Genomic DNA, 18,590 nt, shown 5'->3' on the forward strand with positions numbered 1-18,590 from the left:
GACGGTCACGCTGGCGTGACGCTCGCCGAGGGGCAGGCGCTCGCCGAGGGGCAGGCGCTCGCCGAGGGGTAGGCGCTCGCGAAGGGGCGTGCGCGCGCCGAGAGCGTTAGGGCCGCATCTGGTAGGCCCCGCTGAGCGGCAGCACCTGCTCCTTCCAGATCTGGTCGTAGCGCGCCGGGTCGTGCACGGGGCGGCGGATCATCCGCATCGCGAAACGGGCCTGCTGCTCCGTCGTCGCGGGCTTGTCGCTCAACTCGACGGCGTAGGCGTTGAAGTCGCGGACCAGCACGCCGAAGATCTCGTCGATCAGCGCGTCGTCGACGCCGGACAGCGTCGCCTCCTCCAGAATCAGCTGGGCGTAGGGCACCGTGGCGAACAACTGCCCGACGGCGAAGGCGAAGTCGATGTCCTTCTGCTGCACCGCATCCGGGGTGGCGCTGGCCAGCATCTCGGCCAGCACGTCGATCTGGGCGCGCAGCAGCGCGACGTTGGGCAGGTGCGCGAAGCCGTCGAACGGTGCCCGCCAATCGCCGAACCGCACCTTGCCCAGCCCACCCGTCGGCCCCTGCGCAAACAGGAACTCGTCGTCGGCCGCGTCGTCGCGGCGGCCGATCACCGGCAGCTCGCCACTGGGGGCGAACAGGTAGTTGGGCATGAACTTGCCCAGCAGCCCGATGTTGATGTGGACGGTGCCCTCCAGCCGGGGCAGCAGGCCGATCTCGCGGGTCATCGCCTCGAAGATGGTGTCCTTCTCCACGCCCTTGGCGGCGATGACGTCCCACAGCGCGGTGATGACCCGCTCGCCCTCGCCGGTGATCTTCGCCTTGGTGAGCGGGCTGTACAGCAGGTAGCGGCGGTCGGTGGCCGAGGCGCTGCGCATGTAGTCGCAGGCCCGGGTGGCGACCAGCCGCATCGCCACCAGCCGGGCGTAGGCGTCGATGAGCAGGCGGCGCACATGGCTGAAGTCGGTGACGACGGTGCCGTACAGGATGCGGTTGGACGCGTGCGTGACGGCCTCGTACATGGCGTGCGTGCACATCCCGACCGCGCCCCAGCCCAGGTTGTATTTGCAGACGTTGACGGTGTTCAGCGCGGCGTGGAAGGCCTCGGGGCCGCGGTGCAGGATGTCGGCCTCGGTCACCGGGTAGTCGCTCAGCGCGAAGTTGCCGACGTAGTTTTGCGAATTCACCACGTTCTTGATCAGCCGGTACCGCTCGTGGCGGGAGTCGGCGGCGAAGAACACGTACTCGGAATCCGTTGCGCCGCCGGCGAATTTGCCGAAGGTGGACACCATCCGGGCCACGTTGGCGTTGCCGATGTAGTACTTCTGACCGGCGGCGGTCCAGCCCCCGCCCGGTGCCGGGGTGAGGTTCATGTCGGTCTGGTAGACGTCCGCGCCGTGCGTCTGCTCGGACAACCCGAACGCGAACACCTCGCCGGCCTCGAGCAACCCGGCCGCCTTGCGCTTGGCCTCGTCGTTGCCGCTCATCCAGATCGGGCCCAGCCCCAGGGCGGTGACCTGGAACGGGTACCAGTAGTTCAGCCCGTAGAAGCCGAGGATCTCGGCGAACCCGCTGATCCGGTAGGTGTCCCAGCGGCAATCGGCCGACCCGTAGCGCGTCGGGGTCAGCAGCGAGGCGAAGATCCGCTCGCGGCCGATGTGCTCCAAAAAGTCGGAGTACCAGACTCTTTCGTGGTCGTCGGACTTCAACCGGGCCTTGCCCCGGGACTCGAAGAAGTCGACCGTCGCGGCCATGATCTCCGCCGAGCGGCGATCCGGGTAGCGGCGTTGCAGGTGGTTGGGATTGAGCAACATGGGCGGGCTCCCGGCGGGTACTGGACGCAGACGAGGGTGACGGTAGCGCACCGGCGCCCCCGCCGGGGAGGGCGAAACAAAACGACCTCTGTTGGTCAGATGCCGGTCGACCTAGCATCAGGGGCGTGTCAGAACTCAATACCGCTCGCGGGCCCATCGACACCGCTGCGCTGGGTGTCACCCTGATGCACGAACACGTGTTCATCATGACCACCGAGATCGCGCAGAACTACCCCGAAGCGTGGGGCGACGAAGAGCAGCGGGTGGCCGACGCCATCGACCGGCTCAACGAGCTCAAGGCGCGCGGCGTGGACACCATCGTCGACCTCACCGTCATCGGCCTGGGCCGCTACATTCCGCGCATCGCCCGGGTCGCGGCGGCGACCGAGCTGAATATCGTTGTGGCAACGGGGCTTTACACCTACAACGATGTGCCCTTCTATTTCCACTACCTGGGCCCGGGCGCGGAGCTGGGCGGCCCGGAGATCATGACCGACATGTTCGTCCGCGACATCGAGCAGGGCATCGCCGACACCGGCATCAAGGCCGGCATCCTCAAGTGCGCCACTGACGCACCCGGCGTCACTCCGGGCGTCGAGCGGGTGCTGCGGGCGGTGGCGCAGGCGCACAAGCGCACCGGGGTGCCGATCTCCACGCACACCCACGCCGGGCTGCGCCGCGGCCTCGACCAGCAGCGGATCTTCGAGGAGGAGGGCGTCGACCTGAGCCGGGTGGTGATCGGGCATTCCGGCGACAGCACCGACGTCGGCTACCTCGAAGAGCTCATCGCCGCCGGCTCGTATCTGGGCATGGACCGGTTCGGCATCGACGCGATCTCGCCGTTCGAGGACCGGGTGAACATCGTCGCGCAGATGTGCGAGCGCGGCCACGCCGACAAGATGGTGCTCTCGCACGACGCCAACTGTTATTTCGACGCACTTCCCGAGGAGTTGGTGCCCCAGGTCATGCCGAACTGGCATTACCTGCACATCCACAACGACGTGATCCCCGCCCTCAAGCAGCGCGGCGTCACCGACGAGCAGCTGCACACCATGCTCGTCGACAACCCCCGGCGCATCTTCGAGCGCCAGGGCCCCTATGGGTGAGCCGGTCCCGCCGATCGGCGGTCCGCGACGAGATCACGGCGCGATTGCGTCGGCCTCAGCGTCGATGAGCTGGCGCGGCGCGGCGGGCTGGTGGCGTTTCTCCCAGCGGCGCAAGGCTTCCCGGCAGGGCGACTCGACCAGGGCGTAGCTGACCGCGGCGATCGCGAAGCCGAAGATCAGCGTCAACACCAACACCGCGGGCATGCGGCCGGTGAACGGGAACGTGCCGAGCACCGGGAACACCATGGCCAGCGCCGCCAGGTGCCAGATGAACAGGCCGTAGGACCAGCGCCCCAGCGTCACCATCACGGTCGTCCCCAACACCCGGTGCGGCGTGTCCATCCGGTCCAGCACCAACGGGGCGATCAGCGCGAAGGCCACCAGCGAGCCCATCGCCGTCTTCACCGCGAACTGCGCGGGGGTGCCCGGCACCAGCCCCTCGGGACCGGCCAGCGGCGAGGCCGCAACCAGGTAGGCGGCCACCGCGACGACGGCCAGCAGCACCCGGCCCGTCCGGCTCTGCGCCAACCGCACCGGCCGGCCGATGCCGCCGTGCACCCACTCGGCCAGCAGCATGCCGGCGGCGAACCAGGAGAAGAAGGCCGGCGGCCAGTTCAGCGGGTTGAGGCCCGAACCGGGGTGCACCGGCACCCAGCCCCACGCCCAGCTCAGCGCCCCCAGCGCGGCGATCGCCGGCACCCGCGCGGTCACCGGGAGGCGGCGGGCCAGCAACGCCAGCACCGGCAGCGCCAGGTAGAAGCCGACCTCCACGGACAGGCTCCACATCTGGGTCAGCCCACCGGTCAGCGTGAGCGGCACATAGATCTGGGTCAGGGTCAGGTTGGCCAGCCACACCGTCGGGCTGGGGTGATCGGCGTCGGGCAACAGGGTCAGGATCACCACGACCGCCACCAGGTAGGCGGGCATGATGCGGACCACCCGGGACCGCAGGTAATGGCCGGTGCGGGGGCGCGGCGCCAAATCCCGTGCCGCCGCGGCATGTCCGCGCCAGAGCAGAAAACCCGACAGCGCGAAGAACACCGCCACCGCAAGGTCGAAGCGGCCGAACAGCCTGCCGTCGACGCCGCTGGAGTGCCCGGTCTGGAACGCGACGTGGGTGACCACCACACCCATGGCCGCGCAGGCGCGCATGCCCTCCACGGCGGGCAGGAAGCTGCGCACCCCGCCCACCCGCTGGTCATCGCTCACCACCACAGTTTGCCTGTGCGCGCGGCCCGGAGAACGGGTACACCCGGGCATCAGGTTGGTAAGCCGCCGCCTTACTTTCTGCTGTTAGGGTCAAACGAGTTTGCCCCGGGCCACCTGCTCGGGTCGGGTCGCGGCACAGACACGCAAGGGATCATGAGGAGGGCACAGCGACGTGAACCGAGCAGTCATGTTGCGGTTCGCCGCATGCGGGATCATCGGACTCGGAGCTGCCCTGCTGATCGCTGCGCTGCTGCTGACGACGTACACCACCAGCCGGATCACCAAGGTCCCGCTGGACGTCGACGCCACGCTGATCAGTGACGGCACCGGGACCGCCCTGGACTCGGCGTCGCTGTCCACCGACCACGTGGTGGTCAACCAGAACGTGCCGCTGGTGTCCCAGCAGCAGATCAGCGTCGAGTCGCCGGCCAACGCCGACGTCGTCACGCTGCAGGTCGGAAGCTCGTTGCGGCGCACCGACAAGCAGAAGGACACCGGGCTGCTGCTGGCGATCGTCGACACCGTCACGCTCAACCGCAAGACCGCCACGGCCGTCTCCGACGACACCCACACCGGCGGCGCGGTGCAGAAGCCGCGCACCATCAACGACGAGAACCCGCCGACCGCGATCCCGCTGCGCCACGACGGGTTGTCCTACCGGTTCCCGTTCCACACCGAGAAGAAGACGTACCCCTATTTCGACCCGATCGCGCAGAAGCCGTTCGACGTCAACTACGACAGCCAAGAGGACGTCAACGGGCTGACCACCTACAAGTTCACCCAGAACGTCGGCTACAACGCCGACGGCAAGCTGGTGGCCCCGGTGGCCTACCCGTCGCTGTACGCCGACCAGGCGACCGACTCCAAGTTCACCGCCCCGGCGTCGATGTGGGGCATCCAGGGCGGCGACCCGAACGAGCAGATCACCATGACCCGCTTCTACGCGGCGCAGCGCACGTTCTGGGTGGACCCGGTGTCGGGCACCATCGTCAAGCAGACCGAGCACGCCCACCACTACTTCGCCCGCGATCCGCTCAAGCCGGAGCTCACGCTGGCCGACTACAAGGTCACCTCCAACGAGGACACGGTCGAGTCCCAGGTCAACGCGGCCCGTGACGAGCGCGACCGGCTGGCGCTGTGGTCGCGGGTGCTGCCGATCACCTTCACCGCGGTCGGGCTGATCGCGCTGGTGGGCGGTGGGCTGCTGGCCTCGTTCAGCCTGCGCAGCGAGAGCGCGCTGACCGACCCCGGCCTGGACCGCGGCGACCAGGACTTCTTCGGCCGCAGCGGGCTGGAAGAGCCGGTGTCCGGCGCCGAAGCCGAGACCGAGAAACTGCCCACCCAACGTCCCGATCTGCGCTCCGAGTCCGGTCCCGACGAGCCCACCGAGGCGGGGCCGACCGAGGCCAAGCCGCCCGACCGGGAATAGCCCGCCGCGTGCGCTGGACCCGGCCCGGGTACGCATTGGTCCTGGCGCTGCTGGTGGTCGGGCCGCTGTTGAGGCCCGGGTATCTGCTGCTGCGGGACGCGGTGTCGACACCGCGGTCCTATCTGTCCGACACCGCGCTGGGGTTGACGGCCGCGCCGCGCGCGGTTCCGCAGGATTTCGCGGTGGCGCTGGCTTCCCACCTTCTCGACGGCGGGGTCGTGGTGAAGACGCTGCTGCTGCTGGGGCTGTGGCTGGCCGGCTGGGGCGCGGCCCGGCTGGTCGCGCTCGTGCTGCCGGGCGCGGGAATGCCCGGCGAATTCGTGGCAACCACGCTGGCGATCTGGAATCCCTATGTGGCAGAACGGCTTTTGCAAGGCCATTGGAGCCTGCTGGTGGGCTACGGCTGCCTGCCGTGGGTGGCGACGGCCATGCTGGGGTTGCGGACGGGCGGGGCCGGGTTTTTCGGGCTGGCGTTCTTCATCGCGCTGGCCGGGCTGACCCCGACCGGTCTGCTGCTGGCGGCGGCGGTGGCGCTGGCCTGCGTGCCGGTGGCCGGTGCGGGCCGGCGGCGTTGGGTGTGGGCCGCGGCGGCGATCGGCGCCGCGGCGGTGGCGGCGCTGCCCTGGCTGGTCGCCGCGGTCACGGGTGCGGCGTTGCCGTCGCACACGCCGGCCAACCGGCTCGGCGTGGAAGCGTTCGCGCCGCGCGCCGAGCCGGGCCTGGGCACGCTGACCAGCCTGGCCAGCCTGGGCGGCATCTGGAACGCTGACGCCGTACCCGGTTCGCGCACAACGCTTTTCGCGGTGGCCTCGGCCGTGGTGCTGCTGGGCGTGGTGGCCGTCGGCCTGCCGGCGGTGGCCCGCCGTCCGGCGGCGGTGCCGCTGCTGGTGTTGGCGGCGGCCGCGGTGCTGATCCCCGCGGGGCTGGCCACCGGCCCGGGGCTGCGGCTGCTGGGCGCGGTGGTCGACGCCGCGCCGGGTGTCGGGGTGCTGCGCGACGGGCAGAAGTGGGTGGCGCTGGCGGTGCCCGGCTACGCGCTGGCCGGTGCCGGCGCGGTGCTGACGCTGCGGCGCCGGCTTTTCGGGGCCGCCGCCCCGGCGCTGGTGTGCTGCCTGGCGCTGATCCTGGCGCTGCCCGACCTGGTCTGGGGCGTGGGCGGCAGGGTGTCGCCGGTGCGCTACCCGCGCGGCTGGCCGGCCGTCGCGGCGGCGATTAATGCCCGGCCCGACGCGGTCGCGGTGCTGCCGGCCGGCACCATGCGGCTGTTCTCCTGGTCGGGCCCGGCGCCGGTGCTCGACCCGCTGCCCCGCTGGGTGCGCGCCGACGTGCTGAGCACCGGCGACCTGGTGATCTCGGGAACCACCATCGCCGGTGAAGGCGCGCACGCCCGGGCCGTGCAGGAGCTGCTGCTGTCCGGGCCCGATCCGGCGGCGCTGGCCGCCGCCGGGGTGGGCTGGCTGGTGCTGGAGGCCGACAGCGCCGGCGAGGTGGGCGCCGCCGCGCACACCCTGGGCGCGGCGGCGCCGGTGTACCGGGATGACGAGATCGCGCTCTATCGGATCGGCGGGCACACCGCCGGTGTGGCCGCCGATCGCCGGGCGGCGACGCTGATCGCGCATTTGGCCTGGCTGGTGCTGCTGCTCGGCAGCGGGGCCGGTGTCCTACTCGGTGCGTGGTGGCGCCGCGGGGTCAGCCGCGCCCGCTGACCAGGCCGCTGACCGTGCGGCCGGCCTGCACCGCTTCGAGCACGCCGCGCATCGCGTCGGCGCTTTGCGCCCAAGAGAATTCGCCGCTGCGGGTGTGCGCCTTGGCGCCGAGCTGGTCGCGCAGCACCGGGTCGGCGAGCAGCTGCTCGAGCCGGTCCACGAGCTCGGCATGGGTGTCCACCAATATCCCGGTCACCTCGTCGACGATCGAGTCCGACAGGCCGCCCGAGGAGCGGTAGCCGATGGTCGGCACCCGGTGCTGGGCCGCCTCGACCACCGCCAGACCCCAGCCCTCCTTGCGCGACGGCAGCAGGTGCACCCAAGCCCCTTGCAGCACATGGTGTTTCGTCACGTCGTCGACGTGACCGTGAAACGTCACCGCCGAACCGATGCCGAGGCGGTCGACATGCTCGACCAGCCGCTGCCGCCACCAGCCGTCGCCGACGATGTCCAGATGCAGGCCCGGCACCCGCGGCCGCAGCCGGGCGACGGCCTCCAGCGCGTCCTCGATCTGCTTGTGCGGCACCAGCCGGGACAGCACAACCACCCGCGGCGCGGCGGCGCGAGGCCCGGACAGCGACGGCGCGGGCGCCTCGTCCAGGCCGTTGCGCACCACCGCGATCCGCGTGCCGTCGACGCCGAGGGCCACCAGGTCGCGGGCCGACGGCAGCGACACCGTCACGTACTGGTTGCGCCGGTTCAGCCGCGGCGACAGCGTCGACTCGACGAACCAGCCCAGCCGGCCTAGCACCGGCCCGGCCACCGGCCACTGCTCGCGGTGGCAATGGTGCACCAGCACCACCACCCGGCGCCCGTAGATCAGCCGGGCCAGAAACGGCAGGCCGTTCTGGGTGTCGACGACCACGTCGGGCCGCACCGTGCGCAGCGGCCCCAGCCCCAGCCGGGCGACCGCCATCGCCAGCAACGCCCAGATGTACACGGAGTAGCGGCCGCCGGCCCGGCTGATCCGGACGCCGTCGACGACGTCGCGGCGCGGCGCCCCGGGATAGCGGGCGGTGCGCAACGTGACCGCGATGCCGGCCGCGGCCAGCTGCGCGCCGATGCGCTGCAGATAGGCCTCGCTGCCGCCGCCCTGCGGGTGCCCGGTATCGCGCCAGCACAGCAGCAGCACGGAGCGCAAGGAAGACATCAGTGGTTCAGCCTAGCCGGACGGGCGCCGCGGGCCGCGCCATGCGCGTCGTGCCCGCATAAGCCTGCATAAGGTTGCCCCGTGGCCGTGACCGACATCTTCGCGCGCCGGGCGACGCTGGCCCGCTCGGTGCGGCTGCTGTCGCAGTTCCGCTACGAACGGTCGGAGCCGGCCCGCTTCTACGGCGCGCTGGCGGCCGACACCGCGGCGATGGTGGACGACCTGTGGCGGGCCGGGCACGGCGAATCCGCGGCCGGCCGCACCCTGCTAGACGTCGGCGGCGGGCCGGGGTATTTCGCGGCGGCCTTCGCCGACGCCGGCGTCCGCTATCTGGGCGTCGAGCCCGATCCCGGCGAGATGCACGCGGCCGGCCCCGTCGTCGCCGCCGACACGGGCACGTTCGTGCGCGCCTCGGGCATGGCGCTGCCGTTCGCCGACGACTCGGTGGACATCTGCCTGTCCTCCAACGTCGCCGAACACGTGCCGCGGCCCTGGCAACTCGGCGCCGAGATGCTGCGGGTGACCAGGCCCGGCGGGCTGGCGGTGCTCTCCTACACCGTGTGGCTGGGCCCGTTCGGCGGCCACGAGATGGGCCTGACCCACTACCTCGGCGGGTCCCGCGCCGCCGCGCGCTACGCCCGCAAGCACGGCCATCCGGCCAAAAACAACTACGGGTCGTCGTTGTTCGAGGTGTCGGTGGCCGACGGCCTGGCGTGGGCGGCGTGCACCGGCGCCGAGCTGGCCGCATTTCCCCGCTACCACCCGCGATGGGCGTGGTGGCTGACCTCGGTCCCGGTGCTGCGCGAGTTCCTGGTCAGCAATCTGGTGCTGGTCCTGCAACCCCAATAGTGAAACGTGTTCTCGTTTTGCCTCGGCTTGGGTAGGGTGGCGCCCATGAGCGACATCCAGACTCAGGCCAAGACCGAATACGACAAGCTTTTCATCGGCGGCAAGTGGACCGAACCGTCCACCTCCGAGGTGATCGAGGTGCACTGCCCGGCCACCGGTGAGTACGTCGGCAAGGTGCCGCTGGCCGCGGCGGCCGACGTGGACGCCGCGGTGGCCGCGGCCCGCGCGGCCTTCGACAACGGCCCGTGGCCGACCACCCCGCCCAAGGAGCGCGCGGCCGTGATCGCCAACGCGCTCAAGGTGATGGAGGAGCGCAAGGACCTGTTCACCGGGCTGCTCGCCGCCGAGACCGGCCAGCCGCCGACCAGCGTGGAAACGATGCACTGGATGAGCTCCATCGGGGCGCTGAACTTCTTCGCCGGTCCGGCGGTGGACCAGGTCAAGTGGAAAGAGGTGCGCACCGGGGGCTACGGGCAAAGCATCGTGCACCGCGAGCCGATCGGCGTGGTGGGCGCGATCGTCGCCTGGAACGTGCCGCTGTTCCTGGCCGTCAACAAGCTGGGCCCGGCGCTGCTCGCCGGCTGCACGGTGGTGCTCAAGCCGGCGGCCGAAACACCGCTGAGCGCAAACGCTTTGGCCGAGGCCTTCGCCGAGGCGGGGCTGCCCGAGGGCGTGCTGTCGGTGGTGCCCGGCGGGATCGAGACCGGGCAGGCGCTGACGTCCAACACCGACGTCGACATCTTCTCCTTCACCGGCAGCTCGGCGGTCGGCAGGGAGATCGGCCGTCGCGCCGCCGACATGCTCAAGCCGTGCACCCTGGAGCTGGGCGGGAAATCCGCGGCCATCGTCCTCGACGACGTCGACCTGCCCTCGGCGCTGCCGATGCTGGTCTTCTCCGGGATCATGAACAGCGGGCAGGCCTGCGTGGCCCAGACCCGCATCCTGGCCCCGCGGTCGCGCTACGACGAAATCGTGGATGCGGTAAGCACTTTCGTGCAGTCGCTGCCGGTGGGTCTGCCGTCGGACCCGGCCGCCCAGATCGGTTCGCTGATCAGCGAGAAGCAGCGGGCGCGGGTCGAGGGCTACATCGCCAAGGGCATCGAGGAGGGCGCGCGGCTGGTGTGCGGCGGCGGCCGCCCCGAGGGTCTGGACAGCGGCTTCTTCGTGCAGCCGACGGTGTTCGCCGACGTCGACAACAAGATGACAATCGCCCAGGAGGAGATCTTCGGGCCGGTGCTGTCGATCATCCCCTACGACACCGAAGAGGACGCGATCAAAATCGCCAACGACTCGGTGTACGGCCTGGCCGGCAGCGTGTGGACCGCCGACGTGCAGCGGGGCATCGCGGTGTCGGAGAAGATCCGCACCGGCACGTACGCGATCAACTGGTACGCGTTCGACCCGTGTTGCCCGTTCGGCGGCTACAAGAACTCCGGCATCGGCCGGGAGAACGGGCCCGAGGGTGTCGAGCACTTCACGCAGCAGAAGAGCGTGCTGATGCCGATGGGCTACACGCTCGAGGGCTAGGACTGTCCGCGCCCGCCGAACGTGCACTCAGCGCGAATTTCCTTCCGGTTTTTCGCCGTGAGTGCACGTTCGGCGTTTGGGGGGCTCGGCGCCGGCTTGGCCCGGCGCCTTGGGGGCGGCGCCGGCTCGCCACGATTATGCAATAGAGCATATTTTCCGGCCATTTACCAGGGCGTAAGCGAGCGGGGCGGCCCGCGAGCCGGCGTATTTGTGCGGTATACGTCACATTGCGCCTGAGAAATTGCTTAATTTACGGGCGTCTTATATGGTTCTTAGCATAATCAAGGGCTGCACACAGGCCGGGAGATACCAATCATGTGGATCATTGAGCTCAACGTCGCGGGCTACCAATTCACCCGCGAGATGCCCGACTTGCGGCGCCGCACCTTCCGCTTCAGCCCACGTCATATGCACTGGCCGGCACTGCGGCATTCGCACGCCGCCTGACGCCGGCCCCGGGACTCACTGACAGTGCCGACCACCAAGCAGCAGGCCCCGGCCAAGCGCGGGGGCACCCGGACCAAGATGCTGGCCAGCGCCGCCGAGGTGATGCGCGAGCGCGGCGCCGCCGGCGTGACCATCGATGCGGTGCTGGCCCGCAGCGGCGCACCGCGCGGCTCGGTCTACTACCACTTCCCCGACGGACGCAACCAGATCCTGGCCGAGGCGCTGCGCTATTCGGGTGACTCGATCACCGCCCTCATCGACCAGGCGGCCGGCCGCGGCGGCCGGGCGCTGCTGCGCGAGTTCGTCGAATACTGGGAGCGGCTGCTGACCGAGGGCGGCTTCACCGCCGGCTGTCCGGTCGTGGCCGCGGCGATCGGCTGCTCGGAGGACGAGGGCCCCAAGCTGTCCGCCGAGGCCGGCGCCATCCTGGGCCGCTGGTGCACCGCGCTCACCCGCGCCTTCGTCAACGACGGCTTCGACGACGCCGACGCCGCGTCGCTGGCCGTGATGTCGATCGCCGCGCTGGAGGGCGGCATCGTGCTGTCCCGCTCGACCCGCAACGCCGGCCCGCTACATCAGGTCGGCGAGCAACTCGAATTCCTGATCAAGGCAAGGGAATTCGTCGTACGCAACAAGATCCCGGGCAAGCAACCCGGCTCGCGGTGACTCAGTCGCTGGCCGGTAGCGGCTTGACCTCTTTGAGCTGCAGCGGCGTCTGGCCGATGCTCAGGCTTCCCGCGCCCGGCTTGGTCACCAGCACCTCGGCGCCGGTCTCGTCGACGTAGCGCTTGCCCATCACCGTGCCGTCGGCGAACGACGGGTCCAACTCACCGGAGCGCTCGGCACCCACCGGGACCATCGGCACCCCGCCGCAGCGCAGGTCGTCGAGGCTGTCCGCACTCCTGACGACGATCACCTGGGTGTCGCACACCTGGCTGGCGAGACGAGTTCCGTTCTTGATCATTGATTTCCGTCCTTGATCGCTTACTGCTGGGCCGGTGCGGCGCGCAATCCGGCTAGGGTCGCGATGATCTCCCGCCGCAACACCTTGCCGGTGGCGGTGGTGGGCAGCTCGTCGCGAAACACTACCTCGTCGGGCGTGCGCGAACCGCGCAAACTCTTGCGGACGAACTCGCGCAATTCCTCGGGATCGGGTTCGACACCGGCCGCCGGCACCACCACCGCGACGATGGCCTGGCCCCACTGCGGGTCCTCGACGCCGACCACCGCGACGTCGCGCACGTGGGGATGCTCGACCAGGACCTCCTCCAGCTCGGCGGGCGCGATGTTCTCCCCGCCGCGGATGATGGTGTCGTCGCTGCGCCCGCCGATGAACAGATAGCCCTCGTCGTCGAGCATGGCGATGTCGCGCGTCGGGAACCAGCCGTCCTCGTCGAGCACCGAGCCGATCCCGGTGTAGCGGCCCGAGACCTGCTCGCCGCGCACGAACAGTTCCCCGGTTTCCCCGGGCGGCAACACATTTCCGGCTTCGTCGCGGATCTGCAGCTCGATGCCGGCCACCGCCTGCCCCACCGATCCGAGCCGCCGCGCGGCCTCGGGAGTGGTCGCCGCCAGCGCCGCGCGGTGGTCGTCGGGGGTCAGCACCGCGATGGTCGAGCTGGTCTCGGTGAGGCCGTAGGCGTTGACGAAGCCGACGTGAGGCAGCAGCTCCAGCGCCCGGCGCACCAGCGGCAGGCCGACCTTGGAGCCGCCGTAGGCCAGGTTGCGCAGCGACGGCAGCTCGATCGGCGCCCCGGTGTCCGGGTCGCCGTTCTCCAGCACCGTGACGATGCGGTCGAGCATGGTGGGCACTACCGTCGCGGTCGTCACGTTCTCGGCGTTGATCAGCCGAACCCATTCCCGCGCATCGAAATTCGGCAGGTACACCATCTTGCGGCCGGCATACAGATTCGACAGCGCGGCGCTGACCCCGGCGATGTGGTACGGCGGGACGCAGATCAGCGCGGCGTCGGTTTCGTCGGCCGCCCCGAATTCGACGGTCCCGGTGATGTAGCTGGTCAGGTTGTTGTGCGAGAGCTCGACGGCCTTGGGCTGCGAGGTGGTGCCCGAGGTGAACAGCACGATCGCGACGGAGTCCGGGTCGGCGAACGCGTCCGCGGCGGGCTCGGCGGCGCGGGCGGCGGCCAGGAAGTCGTCGGAGTCCATGACCCCGCCCGGCGCCTCCCCGACCATGTCGCGGTAGCGGGCGTCGACCACCACCAACGGCTCGGGCAGCCGCTCGATCAGCGCCCGGATGCCCTCGGCGGAGAGCCGGTAGTTGATCGGCGTGAAAGCCACCCCGGCGCGCGCCGCGGTGAAGATCAGCACCGGCAGCAGCACGCCGCCGGTGCCCACGTACACCAGGTGCTTGGCGTTCGAACCGGCCACCACCGCCGCCCCGCCGTCGGCGAGATCGCTGAGCTCTTGGGTGGTCAGCCGCACGTCTTGCGAGACCACCGCCGTGCGCTCGGCGTTGCTCGACGCGGCCATCTCGAGCAGCAGCGAAATGCTCATCCTCGGTCTTCCTGCGGTGTCAGCACGTTACAAAGCCGGCCAAAAGTGTCATGTCCGACTGTAGCTTAGATCACCGCCCGGGACCGATCAGGTGCCCGTCCACTTGGGGGGCCGCTTCTCCGCGAACGCGATGGCGCCTTCCTTGGCGTCGTTGGAGGAGAACACGGGGGCCAGCAGCTTGTTCTGCTCGGCGAACATGGTCTCCGGGCTCCAGCCGCGGGACTCGACGATGATCCGCTTGGTGGCGGCCACCGCCAGCGGCCCGTTCGCCGCGATCTTCTCGGCCAGCGCGATCGCCTCGTCCAGCGCGCTGCCGGGCTCGGCCAGCACGTTGACCATGCCGAGCGCGTGCGCCCGCTCGGCGCTGAGGTTGTCACCGGTCAGCGCCAGCTCCATGGCGATCGCGGACGGGATGCGCTGCGGCAGCCGCAGCAGCCCGCCGCCCCCGGCGACCAGGCCGCGCTTGACCTCCGGAATGCCGAAGGCCGCGTCCTTGGAGGCGACGATCAGGTCGGTGGCCAGCGCCAGCTCGGTGCCGCCGGCCAGCGCGTAACCCTCGACCGCCGCGATCAGCGGCTTGGCCGGCGGGCGTTCGGTGAAACCCATGCCGCGGCCCTCGACGATGGGCAGCTCGCCGCGGGCGAAGGCCTTCAGATCCATACCCGCGCAAAAGGAGCCGCCGGCCCCGGTCAGGACGCCGACCGACAGACCGGGCTCGCTATCCAGCCGGTCGACGGCGGCGGCCAGTCCGTTGGCCACCGCGGCGTTGACCGCGTTCTTGGCCTTCGGCCGGTTGATCGTGATGATGAGGATCCGATCCCGTTGTTCGACCAGGACCTCGGGTTCGCCGGCTTCTTCGTTCCCAGTGCTCACGTGCCGCACAGCTCCTTCGGGTATCGGTGGCGCACCAACTGCGACCGTCGGACCGATGGTAACGGTCGGCCGGAACGGCGTTGACGTACCCCGAGATTCCGGTTACCGCCGGAGCTGAACGGCGGTCGGAGCGGACCGGTCAGGCCGGTGCCATCGCCGCCTCGACGACCGTGAGGTCTTCGGAAAACCCTGCGGCCCTTCGTATTTCGATGAAGTCCTGGACCATGGCTTCGGTCACCTCGTGCGGGTCCTTGCAGGTGGCCCCGTCGGTGAGCACCGAGATGTTGAGCTGATCGACGTAGCTCCACACGGTGATGTTGAGGCCGCTGCCGGCGGTCAGCGGACCCACCGAGTAGATCTCGGTGACCAGCGCCCCGCCCACCCGGCCGCGTTCCCGCGGCCCGGGGACGTTGGAGATGTTCAGGTTGAGGATCTTGTTGTGCCCGTCGCGGGCGGACGCCCACTGGAAGAAGGCCCGGGTGGGTGCGGGCGGCATGTAGGCCGCCCACCGGCTGACCAACTCGGGGCCCATCAACTGGTGACTTTCCTTGGCGGAGATGGCGTTTTGGTGGCAGGCGGCGACCCGCTCCAGCGGGCGTCGTGGTCGACGGGCAGTGCCACCAGCATGCCGGTGAAGCGGTTGCCGGAGATCCGCTCCGGGGAGAAGTCGAAGCTCACGGGCACCGACGCCAGCAGCGGCTGGGCCTGTCCGTCGTAGCGCAGCAGCAAGGTGCGCAACGCCCCCGTCGACATCGCCAACACCATGTCGTTGATCGTCGCGCCGAGCCGCTTGCCGGTCTCCTTGACGTCGGCCAGCGCCAGGGTGGCGGTGGCGAACCGGCGCTCCGGGGTGAGCTTGTGGTTCATGAACGTCGGCGGCGGCTCGAACGGCCGGGTCAGTTCCGGGGACAGCTTGCGCGCGCTGCGCCGCACCCGGCCCAAACCCTGGGCGGTGTAGCGGATGGTGTGCGGCAGCCGCCCGACGTGGCGCAGGTGATCGGCGAACGCCGACACCATCAGCTGGCGGGTGGTCGGGGGCGGATCGCAGACATACGGCCCGGCCTCCGGCCCGGGCTGCAGGTCCATGCCGCGGGCCAGCAGATTGGCCGAGGCGACACCGTCGGCGAGGGCGTGATGGATTTTGCCGACCACCGCAATCCTGTTGTTGGCCAAGCCTTCCACGAAATACATCTCCCACAGCGGGCGGCTGCGGTCCAGCGGCGTGCTGGCGATCTGCCCGATGGCCTCATCCAGTTCGCGTCGGCCGCCGGGCGGGGACACCCGCCACGGGCGGATGTGGTAGTCGAGGTCGATCTCGCAGTTCTCCCGCCACATCGGGTGGTGGAAGCTGAACGGGACCTCGACGAGCTGGTAGCAGAACGGATCGAGCTTGTTCAGCCGGCCGGCGATGACTTGCCGGAACGCGGCGACGTCCAGGGAGCGCCGATCGGCGTCCAGTTCGATGACGGCGGCCTTGATGGTGTGCATGTGCACGTTCGGCGCTTCGCTGTACAGCAGTACCGAGTCCCAGCCGCTAAGCCTCTTCACCGCTGCCCCTTACCCATAGAGGGACCATACTCAGCGCAGGCAGCTTAGATGACCTCTTTTGCCCCGATCCGCGTCTTGCTGCGATGAACCTGATCGAGGAACAGCGAGCACACGTGTGCCGCCGCACCGGCCCGCTCGCCGTCGATGAGGTCGTATCCGTGGCCCGCCCCGGGCAACTCCAGGTAGCCCACCGTCGAATGCGACACCGCCCTGAGCCGCTCGACGAAGCTGCGGGCCTGCTCGACCGGGATGACGCTGTCCTTGCTGCCGTGAATCACCAAGAACGGCGGCGCATTTCGGTGCACCCGGGCGATCGGCGAGGCGTCGCGGAACACCTCGGGATGACGGGCGATCGACTTCCTGACCACCACCCGCTCCAGAAAATCGACGAACCGGACCCGCTCCGGCGTCGAGCGGTCCTCCCAGTCGTAGCGACCGTAGATCCCGACGACCGCGTCCACCGAGGTGTCGGCGCCCTCGGGCAGCATGCCCCGGTACTGCGGGTCGTCGGGAGTCAGCCCGGCCAGCGCGCTCAGGTGGCCGCCGGCCGAACATCCCGCTATCGCAACGAAATTGCGGTCGCCGCCGAACTTGTCGACGTTGGCCCGCGCCCAGGCGATGGCGGTTTTGACGTCGACGATGTGACGCGGCCAGCGGTGGTGCGGGGCCACCCGGTAGTCGATCGCCAGGCACACCCAGCCCTGTTCGGCCAGCCGCGACATGAGCGCCGAGCCCTGGCCCATGGACTTGCCGTGCACCCAGGCGCCGCCGGGCACGAAGATCAGCACCGGCGCGGGCTGCGCGGGCAGGTCCTTGCGCCGCCACACGTCGAGCACCTGGGCCGGGTGGTGGCCATAGTGGACGGCGCGCCGATACAGGTGGCGGTGCCGGCGCACGCCGTCCCAGATCGGCGGGGTGCGCTGGGCCACCGGCCACTGGCTCTCCAGCTCGGCGGCCGATACCAGCCCGCGCAACGCCGCCAGGGAGACCTGCTGCGTGCTCTCCCGGTCCCGGCGCCGCGCGTCGCCGCCACCCGGGGCGAACATGTCCCGGGTGGCCGCCGAGATCACCTCGGGTGCGTGCCGGGCGCCCCACATGCCCATGGCCGTCAGGCCGGCCAGCGGCTCGAGGTGCCTGCCGACCACCGGCAGCGACGCCCCGGCCAGGCTCACGGCCAGCGCATAGTCGGCGGGGCGGGCCCGCAGCAGCCACTTCAGGTAGGGAGTCATGCCCGGCGCCATGGCCGGAACTGTACCCCCGTCCCGGTCCGCGAAACGGGCGATTGCCCACACCCGCGGGCGGGCGCCGCGGGGCTTTGCCCGGCGGGATCGCTGTGCGCGGTATCGACGCTGTTGAAACCGATTCGACGGTTCGCTGTGCGGAGCGGATTTCGCTGCGCGACACGCTCACGGCGCGGTGCGGCCGGCGATCACCCCGGCGCCGGGAGGGCCGGTTCGCGGATCGCCTCGCCCTATAGCGGTGCCCCGCTGGTGGCCGTCGGTGATACTGATCCGGTGCCGAACAACGATGTTCATCCTGACCTGCAACGATTTGCCCGGTTCGCGCCGCGACGACTGGTCGGCCCGCGAACGCTGCCGCTGATGCGGGTGGCGCTTGCCTGGCGCGGGCGGCTGGGCAAGCCGGTCCGCGACGTCGAGGTGATCACGCTCGGTTCCGGGGTGGGGGTCCGCCTGTTCCGGCCCGCCGGCGCCGCGGAGACGACGCCCGCGCTGCTGTGGATCCACGGCGGCGGCTACGTGCTGGGCACCGCCCAGCAGGACGACCAGCTGTGCAGCCGGTTCAGCCGACGGCTGGGCATCACGGTCGCATCGGTGGACTACCGCCTGGCGCCCGAACATCGGTATCCGGTGCCGCTGGAGGACTGCTATACGGCGCTGACCTGGCTGGCCGGTCTGCCGTCGGTGGACCGCTACCGCATCGCCATCGGCGGGGCCAGCGCCGGCGGCGGCCTGGCCGCGGCGCTGGCGCTGCTGGCCCGCGACCGCGCCGAGGTGAGCCCCGCATTCCAGCTGCTGACCTATCCCATGCTCGACGACCGCAGCTCGGACACCGCGCCCAGCCCGAACTATCGGCTGTGGGACAACCGCAGCAACAGGTTCGGCTGGGCGGCCTACCTCGGCGACGCCGACCCGCACGTCGCGGTGCCCGCCCGGCGGGACGACCTCAGCGGACTGCCGCCGGCCTGGATCGGGGTGGGCACCCATGACCTGTTCCACGACGAGGACCTCGCCTACGCCGAACGGCTGCGGGCAGCCGGGGTGCCCTGCCAGGTGGAGACCATCCCCGGCGCCTTCCACGGCTTCGACCTGATTTTGCCGAAAGTTCAAGTGTCGCAGCGGTTTTTCGACAGCCAGTGCAACAGCCTGCGGGCCGCGCTGACGCCGGCCGGCTGAGG

15 protein-coding genes and 1 pseudogene are annotated in these 18,590 nt (G+C 70.4%); 8 read left to right on the plus strand and 8 right to left on the minus strand.

The annotated features are described in order from the left end of the window. Nucleotides 1–106 precede the first annotated feature (106 nt). Nucleotides 107–1,816 carry an acyl-CoA dehydrogenase family protein gene (locus tag MAA44156_RS21755; protein ID WP_009979648.1) on the minus strand — a complete coding sequence of 570 codons (1,710 nt, stop codon included), beginning with the start codon at nt 1,814–1,816 and terminating at the stop codon, nt 107–109. Between the two features lie 125 nt (nt 1,817–1,941). Here MAA44156_RS21755 and MAA44156_RS21760 point away from each other — a divergent pair, with 125 nt between their 5' ends. Further along, complete coding sequence (locus MAA44156_RS21760) at nt 1,942–2,922, plus strand: phosphotriesterase family protein (protein WP_009979649.1); 981 nt, start codon at nt 1,942–1,944, stop codon at nt 2,920–2,922. A 33-nt stretch (nt 2,923–2,955) separates the two neighbouring features. Here the strand turns inward: MAA44156_RS21760 and MAA44156_RS21765 are convergent, their stop codons facing one another. Next, entirely contained in the window at nt 2,956–4,182 is a 1,227-nt protein-coding gene (locus tag MAA44156_RS21765) for an acyltransferase family protein (RefSeq protein WP_023860770.1), read from the minus strand. A 121-nt stretch (nt 4,183–4,303) separates the two neighbouring features. Between MAA44156_RS21765 and pgfA the strand changes: the two genes are divergently transcribed. Together pgfA and MAA44156_RS21775 are read left to right on the plus strand one after the other, a co-directional pair. After that, nucleotides 4,304–5,560 carry a cell envelope lipid trafficking protein PgfA gene (pgfA, locus tag MAA44156_RS21770; RefSeq protein WP_003874069.1) on the plus strand — a complete coding sequence of 419 codons (1,257 nt, stop codon included), beginning with the start codon at nt 4,304–4,306 and terminating at the stop codon, nt 5,558–5,560. A gap of 8 nt (nt 5,561–5,568) precedes the next feature. Then, the gene (locus MAA44156_RS21775) at nt 5,569–7,266 is read left to right on the plus strand and encodes an MmpA family trehalose lipid delivery protein (RefSeq protein WP_011726345.1); all 1,698 of its coding nucleotides are present in this window, start codon (nt 5,569–5,571) and stop codon (nt 7,264–7,266) included. Here MAA44156_RS21775 and MAA44156_RS21780 read toward each other — a convergent pair. Then, nucleotides 7,250–8,416, minus strand: coding sequence for a glycosyltransferase family 4 protein (locus MAA44156_RS21780; protein ID WP_009979655.1), 1,167 nt, complete (start codon nt 8,414–8,416; stop codon nt 7,250–7,252). The genes MAA44156_RS21775 and MAA44156_RS21780 overlap by 17 nt on opposite strands. A gap of 81 nt (nt 8,417–8,497) precedes the next feature. Between MAA44156_RS21780 and MAA44156_RS21785 the strand changes: the two genes are divergently transcribed. The 4 genes from MAA44156_RS21785 to MAA44156_RS21795 all read left to right on the plus strand — a co-directional run bounded on the left by MAA44156_RS21785 (nt 8,498) and on the right by MAA44156_RS21795 (nt 11,905). After that, a complete protein-coding gene (locus MAA44156_RS21785; protein ID WP_009979656.1) occupies nt 8,498–9,265 on the plus strand; it encodes a class I SAM-dependent methyltransferase in 768 nt (255 codons plus the stop codon). A gap of 45 nt (nt 9,266–9,310) precedes the next feature. Continuing rightward, the gene (locus MAA44156_RS21790) at nt 9,311–10,792 is read left to right on the plus strand and encodes an aldehyde dehydrogenase (protein ID WP_009979657.1); all 1,482 of its coding nucleotides are present in this window, start codon (nt 9,311–9,313) and stop codon (nt 10,790–10,792) included. 315 nt (nt 10,793–11,107) lie between these two features. Next, on the plus strand, nt 11,108–11,239 hold the full coding sequence (locus MAA44156_RS23705) for a hypothetical protein (protein ID WP_003874074.1): 132 nt from the start codon (nt 11,108–11,110) through the stop codon (nt 11,237–11,239). Nucleotides 11,240–11,263: 24 nt separating this feature from the next. Continuing rightward, nucleotides 11,264–11,905, plus strand: a complete 642-nt coding sequence (locus MAA44156_RS21795; RefSeq protein WP_003874075.1) for a TetR/AcrR family transcriptional regulator — start codon at nt 11,264–11,266, stop codon at nt 11,903–11,905. A gap of 1 nt (nt 11,906) precedes the next feature. On the opposite strand, the gene MAA44156_RS21800 is transcribed toward MAA44156_RS21795, so the two are convergent. The 5 genes and pseudogenes from MAA44156_RS21800 to MAA44156_RS21820 all read right to left on the minus strand — a co-directional run bounded on the left by MAA44156_RS21800 (nt 11,907) and on the right by MAA44156_RS21820 (nt 17,415). Continuing rightward, nucleotides 11,907–12,203, minus strand: coding sequence for a hypothetical protein (locus tag MAA44156_RS21800; protein ID WP_003874076.1), 297 nt, complete (start codon nt 12,201–12,203; stop codon nt 11,907–11,909). Between the two features lie 20 nt (nt 12,204–12,223). Then, complete coding sequence (locus MAA44156_RS21805) at nt 12,224–13,753, minus strand: class I adenylate-forming enzyme family protein (protein ID WP_009979659.1); 1,530 nt, start codon at nt 13,751–13,753, stop codon at nt 12,224–12,226. Between the two features lie 87 nt (nt 13,754–13,840). After that, a complete protein-coding gene (locus MAA44156_RS21810; protein ID WP_024637113.1) occupies nt 13,841–14,626 on the minus strand; it encodes a crotonase/enoyl-CoA hydratase family protein in 786 nt (261 codons plus the stop codon). Nucleotides 14,627–14,765: 139 nt separating this feature from the next. Continuing rightward, nucleotides 14,766–16,174 (minus strand): annotated as a pseudogene (locus MAA44156_RS21815) (WS/DGAT/MGAT family O-acyltransferase). A 44-nt stretch (nt 16,175–16,218) separates the two neighbouring features. Then, the gene (locus tag MAA44156_RS21820; RefSeq protein ID WP_003874080.1) at nt 16,219–17,415 is read right to left on the minus strand and encodes an alpha/beta hydrolase; all 1,197 of its coding nucleotides are present in this window, start codon (nt 17,413–17,415) and stop codon (nt 16,219–16,221) included. A gap of 273 nt (nt 17,416–17,688) precedes the next feature. Here MAA44156_RS21820 and MAA44156_RS21825 point away from each other — a divergent pair, with 273 nt between their 5' ends. Then, complete coding sequence (locus MAA44156_RS21825) at nt 17,689–18,588, plus strand: alpha/beta hydrolase (RefSeq protein ID WP_031347585.1); 900 nt, start codon at nt 17,689–17,691, stop codon at nt 18,586–18,588. Nucleotides 18,589–18,590 lie beyond the last annotated feature (2 nt).

This window comes from Mycobacterium avium subsp. avium, from assembly GCF_009741445.1.
In the GTDB taxonomy this organism is placed as follows: Bacteria; Actinomycetota; Actinomycetes; order Mycobacteriales; family Mycobacteriaceae; genus Mycobacterium; species Mycobacterium avium.